Source organism: Bacillus tequilensis KCTC 13622 (assembly GCF_000507145.1).
In the GTDB taxonomy this organism is placed as follows: Bacteria; Bacillota; Bacilli; order Bacillales; family Bacillaceae; genus Bacillus; species Bacillus tequilensis.
This window is the reverse complement of the sequence record NZ_AYTO01000041.1, coordinates 34283-54100: the sequence shown is the minus strand read 5'-3', so window position 1 is coordinate 54100 and position 19818 is coordinate 34283. Positions and strand designations below refer to the sequence as shown.

Here is a 19818-nt window from a genome sequence, read left to right as displayed (position 1 = left end):
TTCAGTATGAAAAATAACAAAAACTAAAAAAACAGCGTAAAACTTAATGATTAACCACATCAAGAAAATGATCAATCACAATAGAGGACATTCCTAACGCCGGTGCGTTTTTTCCTAAAACAGATGGTAATAATTCATAGCTATTGTCTAATTGGGAATAAACCCTGGACGACACTTCGCTTTTAATTGAATTTAAAACTATAGGATGCGATTCGATTATGCTGTTTCTTAAAATGATGGCTTGCGGATTAAATGTATTTAGTATATTGGTCAAGCCTATACCTAAATAGAATCCAAAATTCTGTAACGCATGTAAAGTTCCAATATCATTCAGATGGGCGAGGTCTATGATATCTTGAGTGGACACTTTTTTCTTCTTAGTTTGAAGCGATTTTAATAAAGCCTTTTCTGAAGCATACAATTCCCAGCAGCCTCGGTTTCCGCAGCTGCATTTCGGACCATTAAAGTCTATTGTCATATGTCCCATTTCTCCAGAGAATCCGCTTACCCCTCTGTATAAATCATTGTTGATAATAACGCCGATTCCTATCCCTGTACCAATACTTGCATAAATCATGTTATCGTGATTTTTTGCAGCACCGAATACTTTTTCTCCATATGCACCGGCATTTGCCTCATTTTCAATAAAAACAGGCACATTGAACTCCTCTTGAATGAAAGGTTTTAAGTCAATATTTCTCCAGTTGGAGTTTGGAGCGAAAACAATTTTTTGATTTTTATCAATTAACCCGGGGACGCATATGCCTATACCAATAAGCCCGTACGGAGATTGCGGCATATTCGCAATAAAGTGATGAATCATTTCAATTAAAATATCTTTCGTTATTTCAGGAGAGCTGCATTCCAAATGGTGGTGTTGATCAAGAACAATTGTCCCTTCAAGATCTGTTAAAATGCCGTTAATATAATCCACCCCGACATCTATTCCTACGGAGTAGCCTGCTTTTTTATTAAAAACAAGCAGGACAGGTCTTCTGCCGCCGCTTGATTGTCCCTGACCGATTTCAAATACAAGATTTTCTTTCATTAATGTGTTTACCTGTGATGAAACAGTCGATTTATTTAATCCAGTCATTTCAGATAATTTTGCTCTTGAAATAGGTGAGTTTTTAAGGATTTCTTTTAATAATAACTTTTGATTTACTTTTTTGACAAAGGTTTGATCTGCGATATCCACTTCATCCACTCCATTTGTATAACCTTTAAATTAAGTTGAAATTTTTTGTGTGTTCAATATGAAACAAAGTACATAGCGAAACGTACCTTTATTATAGCGAATGTGTTTATAAAAAACTAAAAAATATTGAAAATACGGATGAGGTTATATAAGATAAAAATAAGTTAGTTTGTTTAGACAACAAACTAATATACAATGTGAATTTATGATAAGGGGGAAATCAAATGGTTCAATCTCATTCTGGTTCAGTCGGCTATTTTGAAAGCGTAAACAAAGTGGTTTACGAAGGGAAAGATTCCACTAATCCTTTAGCATTTAAATATTATAATCCTCAAGAAGTAATCGGCGAAAAGACAATGAAAGAACATCTGCGGTTTTCTATTGCTTATTGGCATACATTTACCGCTGACGGTACAGACATGTTTGGAGCAGCTACGATGCAAAGACCGTGGGATCATTATAAAGGCATGGATTTAGCGAGGGCGAGAGTAGAAGCAGCATTTGAGATGTTTGAAAAACTGGATGCGCCATTTTTTGCTTTCCATGACCGGGATATTGCACCTGAAGGAAGTACGTTAAAAGAGACGAATCAAAATTTAGATATTATTGTGAGCATGCTGAAGGAGTACATGAGAACGAGCAACGTGAAGCTATTATGGAATACTGCAAATATGTTCACGAACCCCCGTTTCGTCCATGGGGCGGCGACTTCTTGCAATGCAGATGTGTTTGCGTATGCAGCAGCACAAGTAAAAAAAGGGCTGGAGACAGCAAAAGAGCTTGGCGCCGAGAACTATGTATTTTGGGGCGGCCGTGAGGGATACGAAACATTGTTAAATACGGATTTGAAATTTGAACTTGATAATTTGGCCAGGTTCATGCATATGGCAGTGGATTATGCGAAGGAAATCGGGTATACGGGGCAATTTTTGATTGAACCAAAACCAAAAGAGCCGACCAGCCATCAATATGATACAGATGCAGCAACAACCATTGCCTTTTTGAAGCAATATGGCTTAGATAATCATTTTAAATTAAATCTCGAAGCCAATCATGCCACATTAGCCGGGCATACATTCGAACATGAATTACGTATGGCAAGAGTACATGGACTTCTTGGCTCTGTTGACGCGAATCAGGGGCATCCTCTTTTAGGCTGGGACACCGATGAATTTCCGACAGATTTATATTCGACGACATTGGCCATGTACGAAATCCTGCAAAATGGCGGCCTTGGAAGCGGAGGATTAAACTTTGATGCGAAGGTCAGAAGATCTTCTTTTGAGCCTGATGATCTATTATTTGCGCATATTGCAGGGATGGATGCATTTGCAAGAGGATTGAAAGTCGCACACAAGTTAATCGAAGATCGTGTGTTTGAAGATGTGATTCAACATCGTTACCGCAGCTTTACTGAAGGGATTGGCCTTGAAATTGCAGAAGGAAGAGCTAATTTCAAGACGCTTGAGGAATATGCACTCAATCATAAATCAATTAAAAATGAATCTGGAAGACAGGAACAATTAAAAGCGAGATTGAACCAATACATTTTAGAAGTATAACAGATAAAAAGAAACGCTAGATCCTGCTATCAAAAGATATAGCAGGATCGCCAAGTCGCCCAAAACTCTCCGTCATGATGCCTTTACTTTGTTGCTATGACGGGGAATTTCATATCATCGGGAGGGGAAGGAGTGAAAAAATGAAGTATGTTATTGGAATAGATATTGGAACGAGTGCTGTTAAAACCATTTTAGTCAATCAAAACGGCAAGGTTTGTGCAGAAACGTCCAAACGTTATCCGCTCATCCAAGAGAAGGCGGGATATAGTGAACAAAATCCTGAAGACTGGGTGCGGCAAACGATTCATGCATTGACTGAGTTGGTTTCTAAATCCAATGTTCAAGCTAAGGATATTGACGGAATAAGCTATTCAGGTCAGATGCATGGGTTAGTCCTGCTTGACCAAGATCGGCAGGTGTTACGCCATGCAATTCTTTGGAATGATACCAGAACGACGCCTCAATGTATCAGGGTGACCGAGACATTTGGCGATCATCTGCTTGATATCACAAAAAACCGTGTCCTGGAAGGGTTTACATTGCCTAAAATGTTATGGGTGAAGGAACATGAGCCCGATCTTTTTAAAAAAACTGCTGTTTTTTTGCTTCCGAAAGACTATGTGAGATTCCGTATGACCGGTGCCATTCACACTGAATACTCCGATGCGGCGGGAACGTTACTTTTACATATTACCCGCAAGGAGTGGAGCGATGATATTTGCAATCAATTTGGTATTTCTGCAGATATTTGTCCTCCACTTGTTGAATCCCATGATTGTGTAGGATCGCTGCTTCCGAACGTCGCGGCGGAGACGGGGCTGATTGAAAAAACAAAAGTGTACGCCGGGGGAGCAGATAATGCGTGCGGTGCAATTGGAGCCGGTATTCTTTCTTCTGGTAAAACATTATGCAGTATTGGGACATCAGGGGTTATACTCTCCTACGAAGAAGGCAAAGAAAGAGACTTTAAAGGGAAAGTCCACTTTTTTAATCATGGAAAAAAGGATTCTTTTTATACGATGGGAGTCACACTTGCTGCAGGATACAGCTTGGACTGGTTTAAAAGAACATTTGCGCCAAACGAATCGTTTGAGCAATTGTTGGCGGGCGTGGAATCAATTCCGATAGGAGCAAATGGACTGCTATATACTCCTTATTTGGTTGGTGAAAGAACGCCGCATGCTGATTCTTCTATTCGGGGAAGCTTGATCGGAATGGATGGTGCCCACAAAAGAGAGCACTTTTTGAGGGCAATAATGGAAGGGATTACATTCTCTTTACATGAATCAATTGAGTTATTCCGTGAAGTAGGGAAATCAGTTCATACTGTTGTTTCTATTGGCGGGGGAGCTAAAAATGAAACATGGCTGCAAATGCAAGCTGATATTTTCAATGCGAGGGTGATCAAATTAGAAAATGAACAAGGCCCTGCCTTGGGGGCTGCTATGCTGGCTGCCTTTGGGAGCGGGTGGTTTGAATCACTTGAAGAATGTGCAGAGCAATTCATACGTGAGGCTGCTGCATTTTATCCAAAGGAACAAAATGTTCAAAAATATAAAACGCTATTCGATTTGTATAAGAACATTTACACTCACACAAAGGATCTTAATATAGCTTTGGAGAGCTTTCGAAAAAACTGATGATACATGACGAATATGAGATGATTCGAATCAATCTGCCTTCCATTATAGGTATCACAATACTGGAGTGTCCGGCAGACAAAACGGACGAGCAGAACTGCATCTGTCTGCAAACACTTCAAGAAGCGGGAAAGCTTAGAAATGCCAATGGGGAAGATGTATGAAACTGCGCTTATGGTTGAGGGATATCAAAGCGGCACAAGAAATTAATTCTTTTAATAAACAAATCCCCCTTCACATTAGCGTGAAGGGGGGTTTTTATTATCTATATAGCTGTTTTTATATTAGTCAACAAGATTCATGTTTAAAAAGCCCAATCAACATTATCTTTATAGAGCTGCTAAAACAGATCAATTGTATTCTGCTATGTAGTTTCTTTTTTAACCGCAGAGTTTTTTTATTTCACACAGCCATTAAATCCTCTATTAGTCACATATCCATTCCTGCTCCAGATTGAAAGTTTTTCTGATTTTGCCTCTTGCTCATCCAGTCTGAATTGGTCTATGTATTTGGTGTTTGGCTCATATACATATGCTACTCTAGCCAATCCTTCTTTCAATAATGTCTCTTGAACAGATTTGCCGTCAACATAAACGTAAGCTAACAGTCTTCCATACTTATCTCTGCGATCGCCTTTGTCGAATTCCAGTTGCAGCTCACCGCTGCTGACCAATTCTTTATTCCGTTTTGACGCATCTTTACCGTATGGCTGAACACAAGAATTTGGCTTCTTCGTCTCAGGTGTGTCAACGAGCAAGTAGCGAACTGTGTCTTTCTTTCCATTGTAAATCACCTTAATCGTATCTCCATCAACTGCTCTGTCTAATGTAACATCCGCCAATTTCTTACGATTTTTTGAATAAGATGGGCCAGGCTTATGTTCTGGCTGTTTTTCAGCATTAAATGGAATACCTTGAGAGGTTTGTTCTTTTTGATTAGATGTTGAATGGCTTTTTTCTGCGTGATTTGATCCACAGGCTGCTAATGTCATGCATAAAACCAATACGATAATCCTCATTAAAGCTGTCTTCATTTTGATGTCCTCTTTAGAATGTAAGTTCTTGTATGCTTTCTTTTAATCCCGTTAACGTCATTATTATAACGATATGAGCATTTTTTGTGAATAGGATATGGCTCCCCATCTTCATACTATGAATTTGCAAAAATGCGAACTTCATAATAAAACAATCAAAATCTACCTGTGAAATAACAAAAATAAAAGATTGTAAAAACATAATTGACTAAAAATACTTTTATAATTATGATAATATCAGAAATGACAATAAAGTAACCAAAACATATCTATAACATAACAATGTTTTTTCTTTTGGTTAAATCGGAAATCTAAGGTAGAGGTTTTTCAAACGATCACCTTTAGTTAAAATTCTTGTTTCAATATCCATACTGAGAGGAACTTATTAAGTAATCTTAATAAAGGCAGGGGAAATGGATATGTCTGAAAATCGAAATCGCAGATTGAAATTAATCATGATTTCAGCAACATTTGGGGGGCTTCTCTTTGGATATGACACCGGAGTGATAAATGGAGCTTTGCCTTTTATGGCAAAACCAGACCAGCTTCATTTAACGCCGGTTACAGAAGGGCTTGTTACAAGTATTCTTTTATTAGGTGCGGCGTTTGGAGCGTTGTTATGCGGCAGATTGGCTGATCGCTATGGCCGCCGTAAAATGATCCTTAATCTTTCATTTATATTTTTCATAGCATCACTTGGAACAGCATTAGCGCCTAATGTTTCAGTGATGGTGGTCTTTCGGTTTTTGCTCGGGCTGGCTGTTGGCGGAGCTTCAGCGATGGTTCCGGCCTTTTTGGCAGAAATGGCACCGCATGAGAAGAGGGGACGTATGGTAACCCAAAATGAGCTAATGATTGTCGGCGGGCAATTTTTAGCATATGTTTTTAATGCCATTCTTGGCGTGACAATGGCAAATACGGGACATGTTTGGAGATATATGCTGGCGCTTTGTGCCGTTCCGGCTATCATGCTATTTTCCAGTATGCTCAAGGTGCCAGAAAGTCCGAGATGGCTAATCTCCAAAGGGAGAAAAAGTGAGGCGCTGCGTGTTCTTAAGCAAATTCGAGATGTTAAACGTGCAGAAGCTGAATGTAGAGACATTCAAGCAGCGGTACAAAAAGATACAGAACTGGAGAAGGTTTCACTTAAGGACTTTTCTACACCATGGCTGCGCCGTCTTTTACTGATTGGTATTGGTGTTGCGATAGTGAATCAAATTACCGGTGTGAACTCGATTATGTATTATGGCACTCAAATCCTTAAAGAATCTGGCTTTGGGACAAAAGCGGCTTTAATCGCTAATATTGGAAATGGGCTGGTATCTGTCATTGCCGTTATATTTGGGATTTGGCTTGTCGGAAAAGTGAGACGGCGTCCTATATTATTGATTGGTTTGGCCGGAACGACGACAGCGCTTTTATTCATTGCGATATTCTCAATCGTGCTTGCAGGGTCTGCAGCACTCCCTTATGCGGTACTATCCTTGACCGTTGTATTTTTAGCCTTTATGCAAGGATGCGTAGGGCCTGTGACTTGGCTGGTCATTGCGGAAATCTTCCCTCAAAAATTAAGGGGACTCGGTTCTGGAATAAGTGTTTTTTTCCTATGGATATTAAACTTTATAATCGGTTTTGCTTTTCCGATACTGCTTAGCTCTGTAGGCTTGTCTTCTACATTCTTTATATTCGTGGCTTTCGGTATATTCGCCATCGGGTTTGTGTATAAATTCATGCCGGAAACAAAAGGACGCACACTTGAAGGGCTAGAAGAGCATTTCCGATCTCGACATGATAAAGATACAGCTGAAAAATCAGTTATTTAAGGTATGGCGCAATTACCCCCTCTGTTTAATAATAGCAGGGGGGATTTGTTTGATTTCAGAGCATGATATGTAAACAAAATCAAAATCTCTCTATTTCTAATATAAAAACGAGGGATGCAGAGGCTTAATGCAGACACCACTTCATAGTTAATCGCATGTCAGCCATTTCATCAACGGGAATCTCAGCTCCCTTTTGCTGACTGTAAATTACAACTTCCTCTCCTAGTTTACCTTCACCGTTTTCTCCTAAACTAACAATGATCATATCCATTGAGACTCTCCCAGCCACTGGCACTCGTTTTCCGCGATGAAGAACAAACCCGCGATTGCAAAGTGCATAAGAATTACCGTCAGCACATCCAATCGGAAGTGTAGCAATAACTTCGTCAGGTTCAGCGATGTATGTAGCGCCATAGCTAACGGTTCGTGGCTCTTTCCGCATTGTTTTCACATAAGCGATCCGCGCTTCCTTATGGATTGTAAAAACCAAATATAGCCGCAAAAAATAAATGTTAATTGCTGGATGTCGATCTTGTTTTATTCAGCTTCATTTGAAATCATTCAACAGCACATCTATGATAGACCAAGAGACGTTTCAATGCTCTATAACCAAAACGATTGCGGGAACCCCCGTGTAGAAGTACTAGGAAAACCAGCAGGACACTTATATATTAAAGGTACTCGCTGTACTAAAACGTCTTGCAAGGAAACACCTATATTACTAAGCATACGAAGAGCAATTAAACGAGAAGGACGAGAAAATTTATAAGTGAAGCCTGGTATCAAGCGGGAGTCGATTCCTTGTTCCATAAACCTGACATCAGAGTATATAATGAAATGAAGTGAGGGATATACATGAAAAGGGGAGTTAGCTTTCAAATACCGAATGAATATGGACATTTTTTATGGAGAATACTGCAGCCGTTAGAAATAACTCATTATAAGTGGCAAACGAGTGGGGAATCTTATTTTGTTGTAAATGGAGAACTAGGTGATGAGGAGCTCTTTAATGATTACGCAATTGTTGAAGGAACTAACTTAGCGAATCGATTAAAAACAAATCAGTATTATACCATTTTTGTTGAACTGCAGGCATTTCCACTTGGAAAAACAGTTATTCAAGTCCAGACATATGAAGAGTTTGTTGACAGTGATTGCGCACTTGTCCTTTTGATCGCTGATAGCAGTTATGTTTCGATATACTGTAAAAACAAAAATGATATTGAAAAGCTTTACTTTAATGCATTAAAAATTTTTTTTGAAGACGTTCAATTTATAACTGATGAAAACGACGTAAGAACGGGTTTTACCGTATGATAGTTTTCATAAAAGGAGCTAATACATATGTCGATGCAAATAAAAATCAAATATCTAGATGAAAACCAAACGAGAATCAGCAAAATTGAGCAAGGAGATTGGATCGATCTCAGAGCAGCTGAAGATGTAGCAATCAAAAAAGATGAATTTAAGCTTGTCCCATTAGGTGTAGCAATGGAGCTGCCTGAAGGCTACGAAGCACATGTCGTTCCCCGTTCAAGTACATATAAGAACTTTGGGGTTATTCAAACCAATTCAATGGGTATTATCGATGAGTCTTATAAGGGAGACAACGATTTTTGGTTCTTTCCTGCATATGCATTGCGTGATACTGAGATTAAGAAGGGTGATCGGATCTGTCAATTTAGGATTATGAAGAAGATGCCTGCAGTTGAATTGATAGAGGTAGACCATCTAGGCAACGATGACCGAGGTGGGCACGGATCAACTGGAACGAAGTAATTGGATTTTGTTAAAAATTTCTTGAAAAATGTTTTTAATCATATTACCTTTTTCTAGGAAAGGGGATTAAAATATGAAAATAACTATTGAAAAATTACCTGAATCAAGGATTGCATATTTCCGGAATGTTGGAGAGTATGGTGGCAAACAAAACAAAGAACTAATGGAATCTTTTAAAAAGTGGGCACAGTTAAATGGTGTATTTCATAACTCTATAATTTTAGGAATTCCACAAGATGATCCAAGTATTACTCCTAAAGAGAAATGCCGTTATGATGTTTGCGTTATAGTAAATAAAGATTTTAATGTGCCGCAACCAGCTCAAGTTGGTAAGATACCTGGAGGGAAATACGCTGTTTTCTTGCTTGACCATACAAAAGAGGCAGTAAGTGAATTTTGGGGCATTATTTTCTCTGAAATAGAAAAAAATAGTCTAACTATAAGAGAAGAACCGATTATAGAGAGATATACTTCACAAATGATTGATAATCACTTAGGTGAAATATTAGTTCCTATACAATAAAGAAGGTGGGAAATTTCCCACCTCTTATATATGTAAAAGTTAAATGCTCTGAATTAATTCCTTTATGTAATCAAAATTGATAATTGTGTTACATATTGCAATTACGAAGTATAGAGTACCTTTATACCGATCTTTTTTTACAAAGCTGTTAATTCCAAACCCAATCAAGAATGCGATTAAGATTAACTGAGCCCACACAAATAATTGTGAATTAGAACCGAAGAGAGAATAAATTAATAATAACAATATAATTAATAAACTAATGGTTTTGAATATTTTACGCAAAATAACACTCCTTTAAATTCATTGCTTTAAATTTACCATAAAAGATTTTTGTTGGAAATATTTCTGAATAAAATAATACTTTTTATCTAATATAATAAGGAGGAAAGTGATCATTTATGGAGGATTGGTATTGAATTTTACTCATTGATTCAAACATTGGGTGTAAATCTTTGGGGTCTGTAGCATAAAAGGGATACAAGTTATATATAGATACAGTTCCAATTTTCAATTCCTTGTGTGAATAAAAAAATTTAATTACATTGTTAATAGTGGAATCTGATTTGAATTTATTTGCTTTACTTGGGTTTAAACAGACAACAGATACTTCCTGTTTAAAGTCATTACTAATCATTACACTGTAACGGTTTCTAATTTTTATCCCGTTTTAAATCTATCATCACTTTCTACTTTGAAACTATTTTCATTATGCACTCTTAAATCATTGGAGGAATTTAATAATGACTCAATTCGATAAACAATACAATTCAATCATAAAGGACATTATAAATAATGGAATCTCAGACGAAGAATTTCATGTAAGAACAAAGTGGGACTCTGATGGTACACCGGCTCACACACTAAGCATTATCAGTAAGCAAATGAGATTCGACAACTCCGAGGTTCCGATTTTAACGACAAAAAAGGTTGCCTGGAAAACAGCGATTAAAGAGTTGCTCTGGATATGGCAGATGAAATCAAACAATGTTAATGATTTAAACAAGATGGGCGTACATATTTGGGATCAATGGAAACAAGAAGACGGCACCATCGGACATGCATACGGATTTCAACTGGGAAAGAAAAACAGAAATCTAAATGGAGAAAAAGTGGATCAGGTTGATTATCTTCTGCATCAATTGAAGAACAATCCATCTTCACGCAGACACATTACAATGCTGTGGAATCCTGATGAACTAGACGCAATGGCCTTAACGCCATGTGTATACGAGACACAATGGTATGTTAAACAAGGAAAGCTTCATCTAGAGGTAAGAGCGCGGAGCAATGACATGGCATTGGGGAATCCTTTCAATGTATTCCAGTATAATGTGTTGCAGCGCATGATTGCTCAAGTCACCGGTTATGAGCTTGGTGAATATATCTTTAACATTGGCGACTGCCATGTGTACACACGTCATATAGACAATTTGAAAATCCAAATGGAAAGAGAACAGTTTGAAGCGCCTGAATTATGGATCAATCCTAACGTTAAAGATTTTTATGACTTTACGATAGATGATTTCAAGTTAATCAACTATAAACATGGGGACAAGCTTTTATTTGAGGTAGCAGTTTAATGCTGCCTCTTTATTCATTGCATTGTTAGTAGGTCCTCTATTAGATAGGGAGGGTGGTGATTGGATCAGAAGATAGAGTTAAATGGGATGATCGAAAAAGCTAAAGAATTGCGGTGGCAGCTGAGAGATATGAGAGCTGACAGCGTAACTAATGATTTAAAACAATTGTATGATAAGAGGGGAAATTACCTTAAAACAGTGGGATCGTTTTAAACATTTTAGGTTAAGACGTAAAAAAAATGAAGAGGGTAATCCTCTTCATGATGCAGCCTTCTTTTTAGGTTCCCAAGTGCATCCTAAAATTGAATTAATAATTCCAGCTGTTAAAAATCCAAAAATAACACTTAAGTAATGATTGATATTTACATTAAACCATACTCCTAGAGAAACAGCAGTGATTAAGATCTCCAATACATTTTTAATAAACGGGTGAGAATTGAAAAAATCCTTAAACATGTACACACTCTTTTTTCTTTGATTTCTTAATCAGTTGAATAACGACAATAAAAATGATGTATCAGGAACAAGGCCAAAAATTAAACAAGAATAATATGATATTTACGAAACGTTTCTTTTTCTCTTTTTTGTTTTTATTCAACGGCAATCAACTACACCTCTAGATAAAATTCACATAGAAAATCATACCATTGGAAATTGCAGTAGGGCAAGTGATGTTTTTCAGATTTGGGAGAGAAATGGTTCCCTTCAAGTGTTTTTTCTAATTTTGAAACTAGATATCATTATTCCATGAATAGCTAAATCATATTCAGCCGGTATCAATGCTTTTGTATGAAACATAAAATACATTGACATGGAGAGAGCTAGATTATTTCCAAAATAACCTAAACCTATGATATTAGATTGTATAATTGAAAAACCGCCTGGCGATGCCGGCGGCCTTCTCTGCTTCGTTTATTGATTAACAGAAATTGTAACGTTATTTCCTGAAACAGAAACCTTTGCGTTATCTTGTGTATCTATGACAGGTGTGACGGCTTTATTGTCGATTGTAATATTGTTAAAAGATGTCGAAAAGTTTGTTTTGATGGCGTCACGCTGACTTTCATACGAAACAGCTGCGGTAGCAAGTGTTTTCCAACTTGAGATTGTGCCGATGTTGGTTTCTTGAATTTCCGTGATGATCCGTCCAGTATAGCCATCATTGTTCGTTCCCCAAAGAGTCATGCGTGTATTGCCATTTACATTTTTATAGATAGTCATTTGGACTGTGCTTCCAGGACGGAAGCCTTTAGTGTATGTGAATTTGTCTTTTCCTTCGATGTACGTTTGATTATTTTTGGCCCCGACCTTCATAAAGGGCTTCCACACGTTGTACTGTTTGCTGTACTGAAGCCCGGTATCCGCCTCAGTTCCGCTTTTTGCTTTAAATCCTGAATAGATATAAGGTGTAGAGACCGAGTCATCATGTTTCACGGTGTCAGGCAGCTTAATTTTAGCTGTGAAAACTGCGCCATTACTGTTCAGGTAGGCGCGGCCGCCAATTCCCTTAGACAGCTTAGTGGCTGCTTTCGCGACTTGGGCGTCTGCCGCGGGCAAGCCTGGTATACCCGATGAAAGTGTTCCGAAAAGAACTGCAGTTCCTACTGCACCTGCAATCAATACTTTTTTCACCAAAATTCCCCCTCTTGATAGTGGTTACCCATTCATTATACCTAATTTTGGAACTGGATATATGTATATAAATCGACAAAATTCTTCATTTTGAATGATTTAAGGGACTAAACCTTTCTCCAATCTGAAGTTTAATACATTGATCAGAATCGTTTTAAACGGTTTGAAATCTTCCGCAAAATATAAACACAAATACTTAAAGAAACGATAATCAAAAGAATATTTTCTATCATTTCCCAGCCTGCAAAGAAGGTATGATGTTTCATAGCTGTCTGTCCATGTAAAATGATAAAAGCACAGATAACAACTAAGAAAAGAAAACAAATAATTAGGATGGCTAATGCTTTACGTGAATATGTTTTCAACTCCTCTTTAACATAAAGCAAAACGATAAAAAAACAGCTAACATTGGCAACTGTTTCTATTACTTCAAAGTTTTTCATAGAAATTGATAGAAATAGGCAAAATAAAATGAGATAAAATGCTATGTTTTTAGACAAAGAACCTCTCCTTTTATGTATAACTCTCAAAGAGTTTACAAAAATTTCTTTGCGCCTGCAATATTTGAAGCGGAAGCAAATGCACATCCACTAATTAATCTATGTACTAAATATTCAATATAATTTTAGATTTTGTCATTAAGGAAAACTTCAATTTTTCCAAATAGCAGATCAAACAAAAAACCCGGCATGTAGCCGGGGAAAAAGTGAAAAAGAGGAGATGTAATGGAGTTTAGTAATGTTTATTATGCTTTTTATACTCTACAACATAATCATAGTCTTTTTTGTCATGATCATAATATTTTTTATCATAGTCCTCATATTTCTTGTCATAATCACATTCGTACTCTTTTTTATCATGGTGATCATCGTATTTTTCATCATATTCGTAATACTTCTTATAATATGTTTTTTTGACCGTGTAAAACTCTTCTTTGTATTTTTTATAATAACCCATATCTTCTCCTCCTTTATTTGTTATCAATACGCTTTATTATACGGCGAATAAAATGTGCGGTTTGGACAGTTGAAATCATTGAAGGAAAAAAAGGCTGTCTAAATTATAGAAAAAAGGCAGATGACACAGAAACAAATCATAATAAAAAGCCGATTATTCATCGGCCCAAATCATTTATCTTATATTTGTTTGTCTTCTTTGTTTTCTGAATCACTTTTTCTTACATCCTGAGTCAGTCCGCTTGTCGCTTGTTTAAATTCTGATAAGGCCTTTCCTGCAGCACGGCCGAGCGCCGGCAGTTTATCAGGTCCAAATACTAAAAAGCCTACAAATAAAATAACGAGTATTTTTGTGAAGCTTAATTCCATGTTCTTTTCCTCCTGATTGAAGTACAACCTTCTAACCAAATTATAAGAGATGGCATTTCAAATGAAAATGCTTTTATTTTGAACATTTTAAAAACCCGCAGGCGGATTCATAAAGCAGGTGGTGACTTGCTAGATTGCTATAGGGGATAGATCTGGATGATGAAATACATGAAGGGCATTAAATTCCTATCTGTGTTAGGCTTCGTTTCAGTTTATTCCATTAACGGCACAGGAAAAAAACTCTGGTAAATCTAAAACTGTTACGTTCTATGATTGATAAATCTCAAACCGTAAAGTATGTGTTGAAAACAAAAAGAGAGAGACACCATCTCTCTCTTTTTTATTCTTCAATTGCCTTACGCAGCCGATCATTTACAATTCCAGTCCAGCCGCCATCCATTTTACCGCGAATGACTGAGCTTTTCTCGTTCGCTTTGCCGATCACTTCATTTGGCTCCTTCCAGCCGCCGTGAATAAGGGTAAACCTTGTCTTTCCTCCCAAGTCTTCTAATTGAAAGGTAACGACCCATCCATCTGTATCCCATGCAAAAGAAAGTTCAGTGGGAGCTTGAACAGTCAACACTTTACAAGGAGATGGCCCAAACGGTGATTGCAAGTGGAATTCTTGTCCTTCCTTCAGCTGAAAGTCATTGGGCATAAACCACTTGGCGATGCCTTCTGAAGCGGAGACTGTCTCCCAGACTTTCTGAATAGGTGCGTCCAAAGTAATGCTTTTCGTAATATCTGGTAATGTATATTCGTGATTATGGTTCATTTCATTTACCTCTTGACATAAGATATTTTTTCATTTAAATCATATAATACATATTGAGATCATGTCCATAGCTTGCATTATTTATGCTGCAACTCTGTTGATGAGTATTGTGTCAGTTTGCTCTTTGAAAAGGGAGGCTATGCATGTATGGGAAAGAACATACAGTGAGAAAGTGTATGGTTTCGTTCCTGATCGTATGTGCAGCGGCAGTCATTATTTTTGAACCGAAAATTCTTCACAGTCAGAACGTTCTGCGCGGATTCAATGTAGTCATTGGTTTTAGTTTATATGCTGTTTTTCTAGAGAGGACAAACGTATATCATCTTTTTTTAATTTTAAACTGTCATCAATTTTATGATAGTCTGATTTAATATCTAGAACAGGAGGTTTTTTATGCTTGGAAAAATTAAAGCAGCCATTGATAACAGCCCGGGAAAGCCGGCTAGAATTGTAGTCAGTGAAAGGGCGTTTCAGCAATTAGAGGAAGAGATGCGCTTTGTTTCCGTTTCCAAACCGAAAACGATAATGGGAATACCTGTGGAAGTTTCAGATCAGGCAGAAAGCTTCAAACTGGAGTTTTAGTCTATTCCAGACTGCAAAGGCGCATTTTTGAAAAGTATGATGAAAGATACATCATGCTTTTTTTATTGAAAAAATGGATATAAAGAAAAATAATTCTGTTCGAATGAAGGAAATTGACGGATGGATAACTTGATATCAATACTTACTGACTGGAATGTGTGGTTCCAAGCGCTAGATTTCTTGTTCCATATGTCATCTATTCATTTATAGGAAGGTGCAGTGATGAGGTGGCGGAGCAAGCAATACAAAACACCAAACCAGCTTTAAAAATCAGATCATCCAAAAGATGAAAAGCAGGACTATGATGTGTTAACCAGTAAAATCGGAGACAATATTGAGCAGAAAAAAGAAAAATCAGACCTAACAGAAACGTTCATTTTCCGAGGATTTGAACTCACTCATTTTACATGTGAAAGCGGCATTGATTTTTATAGTGGGACTGTCTGATAAGGATTTGATAAATAAAGGACGGATCATCCGTTAGTCTTGGACCTCAATGTTCTGGTCACTTTCAACATGATGCTTCAATCGCCAGAAGATTATTATGAACGACGGTTCCCGAGGTCGCTCATCAAGCTGCTCAGATTCATTGCTGACATCACATAGAGCGTAAATGCCGCAATTATTCATTTTGGTACGGTTAAAACTCAATAATGAAACAAATAGATGTTTAAAAAGAAGAGAAGGTAACAACTCTTCTTTTTCTATGCTTTTTTTAGGATTTTTGGAAGGATGTACTTTTTAAAACGTTTAATATGCTAATATAGGAATTACTTCAAATAGAAGGGAGGAGGACTGTGAGACAGCAGCCGATTTATGTAGAAATCGAAATGAGATCTGATCTTGATAAGCTTTGGGAATATACACAAAATCCATCGCTGCATCAGGAATGGGATCTCCGGTTTTCAAATATCACGTATTTGCATAGGCAGCCATATGAAAGGCAGAAGTTTCTTTACGAAACAAGGATAGGATTTGGGTTAAAGGTATCAGGTACAGGAGAAACACTCGGTGTTTTTAACAAATGTTCATCTGAAAGAGTGTCTTCACTGGCTTTTGGCTCGAATCATCCGTTATCTTTGATTCAGCATGGCAGCGGGTACTGGAAATATATACAGCAAGACAACGGGAAAACGACATTTCTAACACAGTACCAATACAAAACAGCATACGGACTGCCGGGAAGGTGGGTCGATCGTTTATTATTTCGGCCGCTGCTTGGCTGGGCGACCGCATGGAGCTTTGATGCGTTAAGGCTTTGGATTGAGCAAAATAAACAACCGAAACACTTGATTCGATCTGCTATCGTCTATGTGTTTATGTGTCTGTTTTTCAGTTTGTTTTGGCTTTATCAAGGCTTTACAGGTTTTGAAACAAGTATTTTTATAGGGACAGCTGAGACAGGATTGGGTATTTTATGGCTGATTCCGTTAAAGAAAAAATGGATCATTCATGCTGTCCAGGCTTGTATCTTTGCTGGATTCGCTTTTCTAGGTTCAGAGATATTATTATGGATTCTGTTAAGTGTGTGTTCTGCGGCTAGCGGCGTCCTTAGTCTGCAGCTCCCCAGTGCGTGGCACACAAAACGAAAGAGAAAGTAGTGACATTGTGAGTTCGATTTATGAAAAATCAATCAATAACTATCATTTGCTGCATCCCAAACTGCGAAAACGGTATCAATTAGATGGATCTCATACATTCAGTGGGACAGGAACGATGTCAGAAATAAGCGGGGGCTCTTTTCTGGTCAGAATGCTGTTGAAGCTGGGCGTTTTTTTCAGGTGCTTCTTTTCAGAAAGGGGTAAAGACATTCCATTTACGATAAAAAATAGAACTTGTCTTTTAAATCGTGAACATATCGGAATAGAATGGAATCGCACCTTTATCTTTAAAGGCAAAAAACGTTTCTTTGATGCCATAATGGTATATGACGAAAAAGAAGATAGAATACTTGATTTCTTCGGCAACCCTCATCTTCTGCTGTCTGTTTTAGCGTTCGAGGCATCGCCTGATGGTTCTCTTACGATTACATCGGGAAAGCAATGGCTATTGATATGCGGAAAACGAATACCGCTCCCAAAATGGATGAGGGGTACATCAGTTGTTTGTGAAACGTTTGACGAAAGCAAGAATTGTTTCAACATTTCAGTACATGTTCAAAACACAATTCTCGGCACTCTTTTCTTTTATAAAGGTACGTTTCAGGAAGAAGAGGGAGAATCATGCTAAAACAAAATAGCCTGGTCAGTGCGCTTTGCTTTATCGGATTTCTTGCAGCGGAAGCTCCCGATATATCAGTGGCGGAGGCTCTTGTTTTGTTATCTATTCTTTTTTTCGCACCCGGAATTTTTCCTTTTATTTTTCATCAATTGCCGCTTCGGACCGTCCGATTTCTGGAATCGGGATTAATCCAGTGCTATCCGATAGCCGCCGTCTTTGCGGTGCTGGCTCTTGTGACAGACATTGGAGCCTTCGCGCTGATCTGGTGGATGTACACAGTTTTTCTGGCGTTGTATGCAATCTTTCGTCTTTGGGAAACAAAGATACATAGAATCGAAGAAATATCGGTTTTGTTCGGTCTTATCTATTTGGCGGGAGGAGGGTTTTGGTTTTTTGCTTATGCTGCCCATTTACAGATAATGCAATTTGGCCCTCTCATCATTTTGCTGACTGCTGTCCATTTTCACTATTCTGCTTTTCTGATCCCAATCTTTAACGGCTTGCTTGGGAGAATCACCAGAAAAAATCGGATGTTGTACAGTTGGATAACATGGGTGATTTTGCTTTCGCCTATTCTTATCGCGCTTGGCATCACATATTCAAAAGCACTTGATGTCATTGCGGTTGGCATCTATATGGCTGCCCTTTATCTTCACGCCTTTTTGGTGTTCAACACGGCTTTTCGCAGCAAGACGGGAAAATGTCTTATTCGGCTTTCTTTTGCCGTCCTAATGATCACAATCACCTTCTCGATGATTTATTCATTTGGTGTTTTTCGGCAAGACGTTATCCTGACCATTAATCAGATGATTTGGATTCACGGTTTTATTAACGCATTTTTTGTAATATTGCCCGCTCTTATAGGATGGAGAATAGAAGGTCCAAAGCCTTTTGATGCAGGAAGTGTAAAGACATTCAGCGGCATCTACGGAAAAAGAAAGATTGGAAAAGATTTTTTAGCTACTATTCAAGCTGAAAGTAATGTTCAGTACAGAGGGCTTGTGGATGATATGGGAAGCCTTCGTTCAAAAGATTTTTTGCCCGAAAAACTAGAGCCGTCCATTTTATCCTTTTATGAACAAACCATTGATTATGATGTGAGAGCAAAAGTAACATGGAACAACTGGTTTCGGCCCTTTGCAAAGGTTTACGAATGGTTCAGCAGAAGAACCGGCCAAATACATCTGTCGACGAACCCTGACTGGTATACGATGTACAGCACGATAAAGGGTGTTTATTCGAAAAAAGACAGAAGAAAAAAGGTGCGTGCCTGGATCAGAACAAATGAAAAAAATGAAACCATTTTCACGGCTCTTTATTCAGTATATCGTTCAAATGGAGAGGGGTATATGAACATTTCTCTGCCGCTTCCATTCAGCAGCATGACGGGCATTTTAAAGCCTTATCATCGCCAGAACAAGCTGGTTTTGACAAGCAGGCGGAGGAAAAGCAGAGCCGGGGACGAGGGGATTTATCTGCAAACAAGAGCGGGAACTTGTCCGCTTCCTTTATCTGAAACGTTTCTGATAGAAGCTACACTTGACAACAGATTAACCGCTGTCCATCACATGTGGCTGTTTGGAATAAAATTTTTAACTGTTCATTACAGCATTACACATATTCCCCGCCCAAAAGAAAGAACCTAACACAAAGAAGCGGTTCGTCTGCCAGCTGTTTGACGATGAAATTACGCTACATTTCAATTCTCCACCGGAAAGGAACGATAAATGATGTTTTATATGAGTTGTTTTCTGATTCTCTGGCTGGCTGCAGGGTTTGCAGTGGGGATGAAACAAGTGTATGTCGATCAGCTGTTTGATAAAGCTGTGATGGAAAGACTGGAAAAAGAAGCGGGTGATCATGGCCGGGCAGACAGGATGATCAAACAGCGAGCTCTTTACATCGCAGCAATGACAATAAGAGGATTTATCGCCGTATATCATGAAATGAAAACAATCCCGCAAAGGCGAAAAATAAGAAAAATCGAAAAAAACATCATGAAACTGAATAAAGCAAAAAAACGAAGAATGAGAAGAAAATAAAAATGCACGGGCCTAAAAAGGCAAGTGCGTTTTTATTTTGTTTAATATGGGAATTGGAAAAAGGAGGTGCCTTACCTTTTCATAAATTAAAAATGAGAAGA

At 38.0% G+C, this 19818-nt stretch carries 23 protein-coding genes and 4 pseudogenes; 16 read left to right on the top strand and 11 right to left on the bottom strand.

Going from position 1 to position 19818, the window contains the following annotated elements; translation table 11 throughout:
- Positions 1 to 43 precede the first annotated feature (43 nt).
- On the bottom strand, positions 44 to 1198 hold the full coding sequence (xylR, locus tag V756_RS0118380; RefSeq protein ID WP_024715956.1) for a transcriptional repressor XylR: 1155 nt from the start codon (positions 1196 to 1198) through the stop codon (positions 44 to 46).
- Positions 1199 to 1422: 224 nt separating this feature from the next.
- Between xylR and xylA the strand changes: the two genes are divergently transcribed.
- The 3 genes and pseudogenes from xylA to V756_RS1000000123705 all read left to right on the top strand — a co-directional run.
- A complete protein-coding gene (xylA, locus tag V756_RS0118375; RefSeq protein ID WP_024715955.1) occupies positions 1423 to 2760 on the top strand; it encodes a xylose isomerase in 1338 nt (445 codons plus the stop codon).
- Between the two features lie 140 nt (positions 2761 to 2900).
- Positions 2901 to 4400, top strand: a complete 1500-nt coding sequence (xylB, locus tag V756_RS0118370; RefSeq protein ID WP_024715954.1) for a xylulokinase — start codon at positions 2901 to 2903, stop codon at positions 4398 to 4400.
- A 5-nt stretch (positions 4401 to 4405) separates the two neighbouring features.
- Positions 4406 to 4610 (top strand): annotated as a pseudogene (locus tag V756_RS1000000123705) (glycoside hydrolase family 11 protein); the annotation flags it as partial.
- A 190-nt stretch (positions 4611 to 4800) separates the two neighbouring features.
- Here V756_RS1000000123705 and V756_RS0118360 read toward each other — a convergent pair.
- A pseudogene (locus V756_RS0118360) lies at positions 4801 to 5250 on the bottom strand (thermonuclease family protein); the annotation flags it as partial.
- 596 nt (positions 5251 to 5846) lie between these two features.
- Between V756_RS0118360 and V756_RS0118355 the strand changes: the two are divergent.
- Entirely contained in the window at positions 5847 to 7256 is a 1410-nt protein-coding gene (locus V756_RS0118355) for a sugar porter family MFS transporter (protein WP_024715952.1), read from the top strand.
- On the opposite strand, the pseudogene V756_RS01000000122755 reads toward V756_RS0118355, so the two are convergent.
- Positions 7253 to 7725 (bottom strand): annotated as a pseudogene (locus V756_RS01000000122755) (alanine racemase C-terminal domain-containing protein); the annotation flags it as partial. The gene V756_RS0118355 and the pseudogene V756_RS01000000122755 overlap by 4 nt on opposite strands.
- Positions 7726 to 8111: 386 nt before the next feature.
- Between V756_RS01000000122755 and V756_RS0118345 the strand changes: the two are divergent.
- The 3 genes from V756_RS0118345 to V756_RS0118335 all read left to right on the top strand — a co-directional run bounded on the left by V756_RS0118345 (position 8112) and on the right by V756_RS0118335 (position 9558).
- Positions 8112 to 8573 (top strand): DUF2691 family protein, encoded by a 462-nt coding sequence (locus V756_RS0118345; protein ID WP_024715950.1) that lies wholly within the window; start codon positions 8112 to 8114, stop codon positions 8571 to 8573.
- 27 nt (positions 8574 to 8600) lie between these two features.
- The gene (gene dutA, locus V756_RS0118340; RefSeq protein ID WP_024715949.1) at positions 8601 to 9035 is read left to right on the top strand and encodes a dUTP diphosphatase DutA; all 435 of its coding nucleotides are present in this window, start codon (positions 8601 to 8603) and stop codon (positions 9033 to 9035) included.
- A gap of 73 nt (positions 9036 to 9108) precedes the next feature.
- A complete protein-coding gene (locus tag V756_RS0118335; protein ID WP_024715948.1) occupies positions 9109 to 9558 on the top strand; it encodes an AraC family transcriptional regulator in 450 nt (149 codons plus the stop codon).
- 39 nt (positions 9559 to 9597) lie between these two features.
- Here V756_RS0118335 and V756_RS0118330 read toward each other — a convergent pair whose 3' ends face one another.
- Positions 9598 to 9843, bottom strand: a complete 246-nt coding sequence (locus V756_RS0118330; protein ID WP_024715947.1) for a hypothetical protein — start codon at positions 9841 to 9843, stop codon at positions 9598 to 9600.
- An 82-nt stretch (positions 9844 to 9925) separates the two neighbouring features.
- On the bottom strand, positions 9926 to 10195 hold the full coding sequence (locus V756_RS1000000124750; RefSeq protein ID WP_081719919.1) for a DUF1643 domain-containing protein: 270 nt from the start codon (positions 10193 to 10195) through the stop codon (positions 9926 to 9928).
- A 106-nt stretch (positions 10196 to 10301) separates the two neighbouring features.
- Here V756_RS1000000124750 and V756_RS0118325 point away from each other — a divergent pair, with 106 nt between their 5' ends.
- Together V756_RS0118325 and V756_RS1000000124015 are read left to right on the top strand one after the other, a co-directional pair.
- Positions 10302 to 11141, top strand: coding sequence for a thymidylate synthase (locus V756_RS0118325; RefSeq protein WP_024715946.1), 840 nt, complete (start codon positions 10302 to 10304; stop codon positions 11139 to 11141).
- Positions 11142 to 11201: 60 nt separating this feature from the next.
- The gene (locus V756_RS1000000124015; RefSeq protein ID WP_155906245.1) at positions 11202 to 11354 is read left to right on the top strand and encodes a hypothetical protein; all 153 of its coding nucleotides are present in this window, start codon (positions 11202 to 11204) and stop codon (positions 11352 to 11354) included.
- Positions 11355 to 11399: 45 nt separating this feature from the next.
- Here V756_RS1000000124015 and V756_RS0118315 read toward each other — a convergent pair whose 3' ends face one another.
- The 6 genes from V756_RS0118315 to V756_RS0118285 all read right to left on the bottom strand — a co-directional run bounded on the left by V756_RS0118315 (position 11400) and on the right by V756_RS0118285 (position 14873).
- Positions 11400 to 11597 (bottom strand): hypothetical protein, encoded by a 198-nt coding sequence (locus V756_RS0118315; protein ID WP_024715945.1) that lies wholly within the window; start codon positions 11595 to 11597, stop codon positions 11400 to 11402.
- A 456-nt stretch (positions 11598 to 12053) separates the two neighbouring features.
- On the bottom strand, positions 12054 to 12776 hold the full coding sequence (locus V756_RS0118310) for a YrpD family protein (RefSeq protein WP_142675227.1): 723 nt from the start codon (positions 12774 to 12776) through the stop codon (positions 12054 to 12056).
- A 140-nt stretch (positions 12777 to 12916) separates the two neighbouring features.
- The gene (locus V756_RS0118305; protein WP_024715943.1) at positions 12917 to 13273 is read right to left on the bottom strand and encodes a YoqO family protein; all 357 of its coding nucleotides are present in this window, start codon (positions 13271 to 13273) and stop codon (positions 12917 to 12919) included.
- 232 nt (positions 13274 to 13505) lie between these two features.
- Complete coding sequence (locus tag V756_RS0118300; RefSeq protein WP_024715942.1) at positions 13506 to 13730, bottom strand: hypothetical protein; 225 nt, start codon at positions 13728 to 13730, stop codon at positions 13506 to 13508.
- Positions 13731 to 13909: 179 nt separating this feature from the next.
- On the bottom strand, positions 13910 to 14098 hold the full coding sequence (gene tatAC, locus V756_RS0118295) for a twin-arginine translocase TatAC (protein ID WP_024715941.1): 189 nt from the start codon (positions 14096 to 14098) through the stop codon (positions 13910 to 13912).
- Between the two features lie 340 nt (positions 14099 to 14438).
- On the bottom strand, positions 14439 to 14873 hold the full coding sequence (locus V756_RS0118285) for an SRPBCC family protein (RefSeq protein WP_024715940.1): 435 nt from the start codon (positions 14871 to 14873) through the stop codon (positions 14439 to 14441).
- Between the two features lie 393 nt (positions 14874 to 15266).
- Between V756_RS0118285 and V756_RS0118275 the strand changes: the two genes are divergently transcribed.
- The 7 genes and pseudogenes from V756_RS0118275 (at position 15267) to V756_RS0118250 (ending at position 19717) form a co-directional block, all read left to right on the top strand.
- Positions 15267 to 15455 carry a hypothetical protein gene (locus V756_RS0118275; RefSeq protein ID WP_024715938.1) on the top strand — a complete coding sequence of 63 codons (189 nt, stop codon included), beginning with the start codon at positions 15267 to 15269 and terminating at the stop codon, positions 15453 to 15455.
- Positions 15456 to 15761: 306 nt separating this feature from the next.
- Positions 15762 to 15902 carry a hypothetical protein gene (locus V756_RS1000000124010; RefSeq protein WP_155906243.1) on the top strand — a complete coding sequence of 47 codons (141 nt, stop codon included), beginning with the start codon at positions 15762 to 15764 and terminating at the stop codon, positions 15900 to 15902.
- Positions 15903 to 15947: 45 nt separating this feature from the next.
- Positions 15948 to 16049: pseudogene (locus V756_RS1000000124835) on the top strand (hypothetical protein); the annotation flags it as partial.
- 203 nt (positions 16050 to 16252) lie between these two features.
- Positions 16253 to 17056: a hypothetical protein gene (locus tag V756_RS0118265; protein WP_024715937.1), complete on the top strand. Its 804-nt coding sequence runs from the start codon at positions 16253 to 16255 to the stop codon at positions 17054 to 17056.
- 7 nt (positions 17057 to 17063) lie between these two features.
- A complete protein-coding gene (locus tag V756_RS0118260; RefSeq protein ID WP_024715936.1) occupies positions 17064 to 17684 on the top strand; it encodes a DUF4166 domain-containing protein in 621 nt (206 codons plus the stop codon).
- Positions 17678 to 19321: a YndJ family protein gene (locus tag V756_RS0118255; RefSeq protein WP_024715935.1), complete on the top strand. Its 1644-nt coding sequence runs from the start codon at positions 17678 to 17680 to the stop codon at positions 19319 to 19321. Before V756_RS0118260 ends, V756_RS0118255 begins: the two co-directional genes overlap by 7 nt.
- 81 nt (positions 19322 to 19402) lie before the next feature.
- Positions 19403 to 19717 (top strand): hypothetical protein, encoded by a 315-nt coding sequence (locus tag V756_RS0118250; RefSeq protein ID WP_024715934.1) that lies wholly within the window; start codon positions 19403 to 19405, stop codon positions 19715 to 19717.
- Positions 19718 to 19818 lie beyond the last annotated feature (101 nt).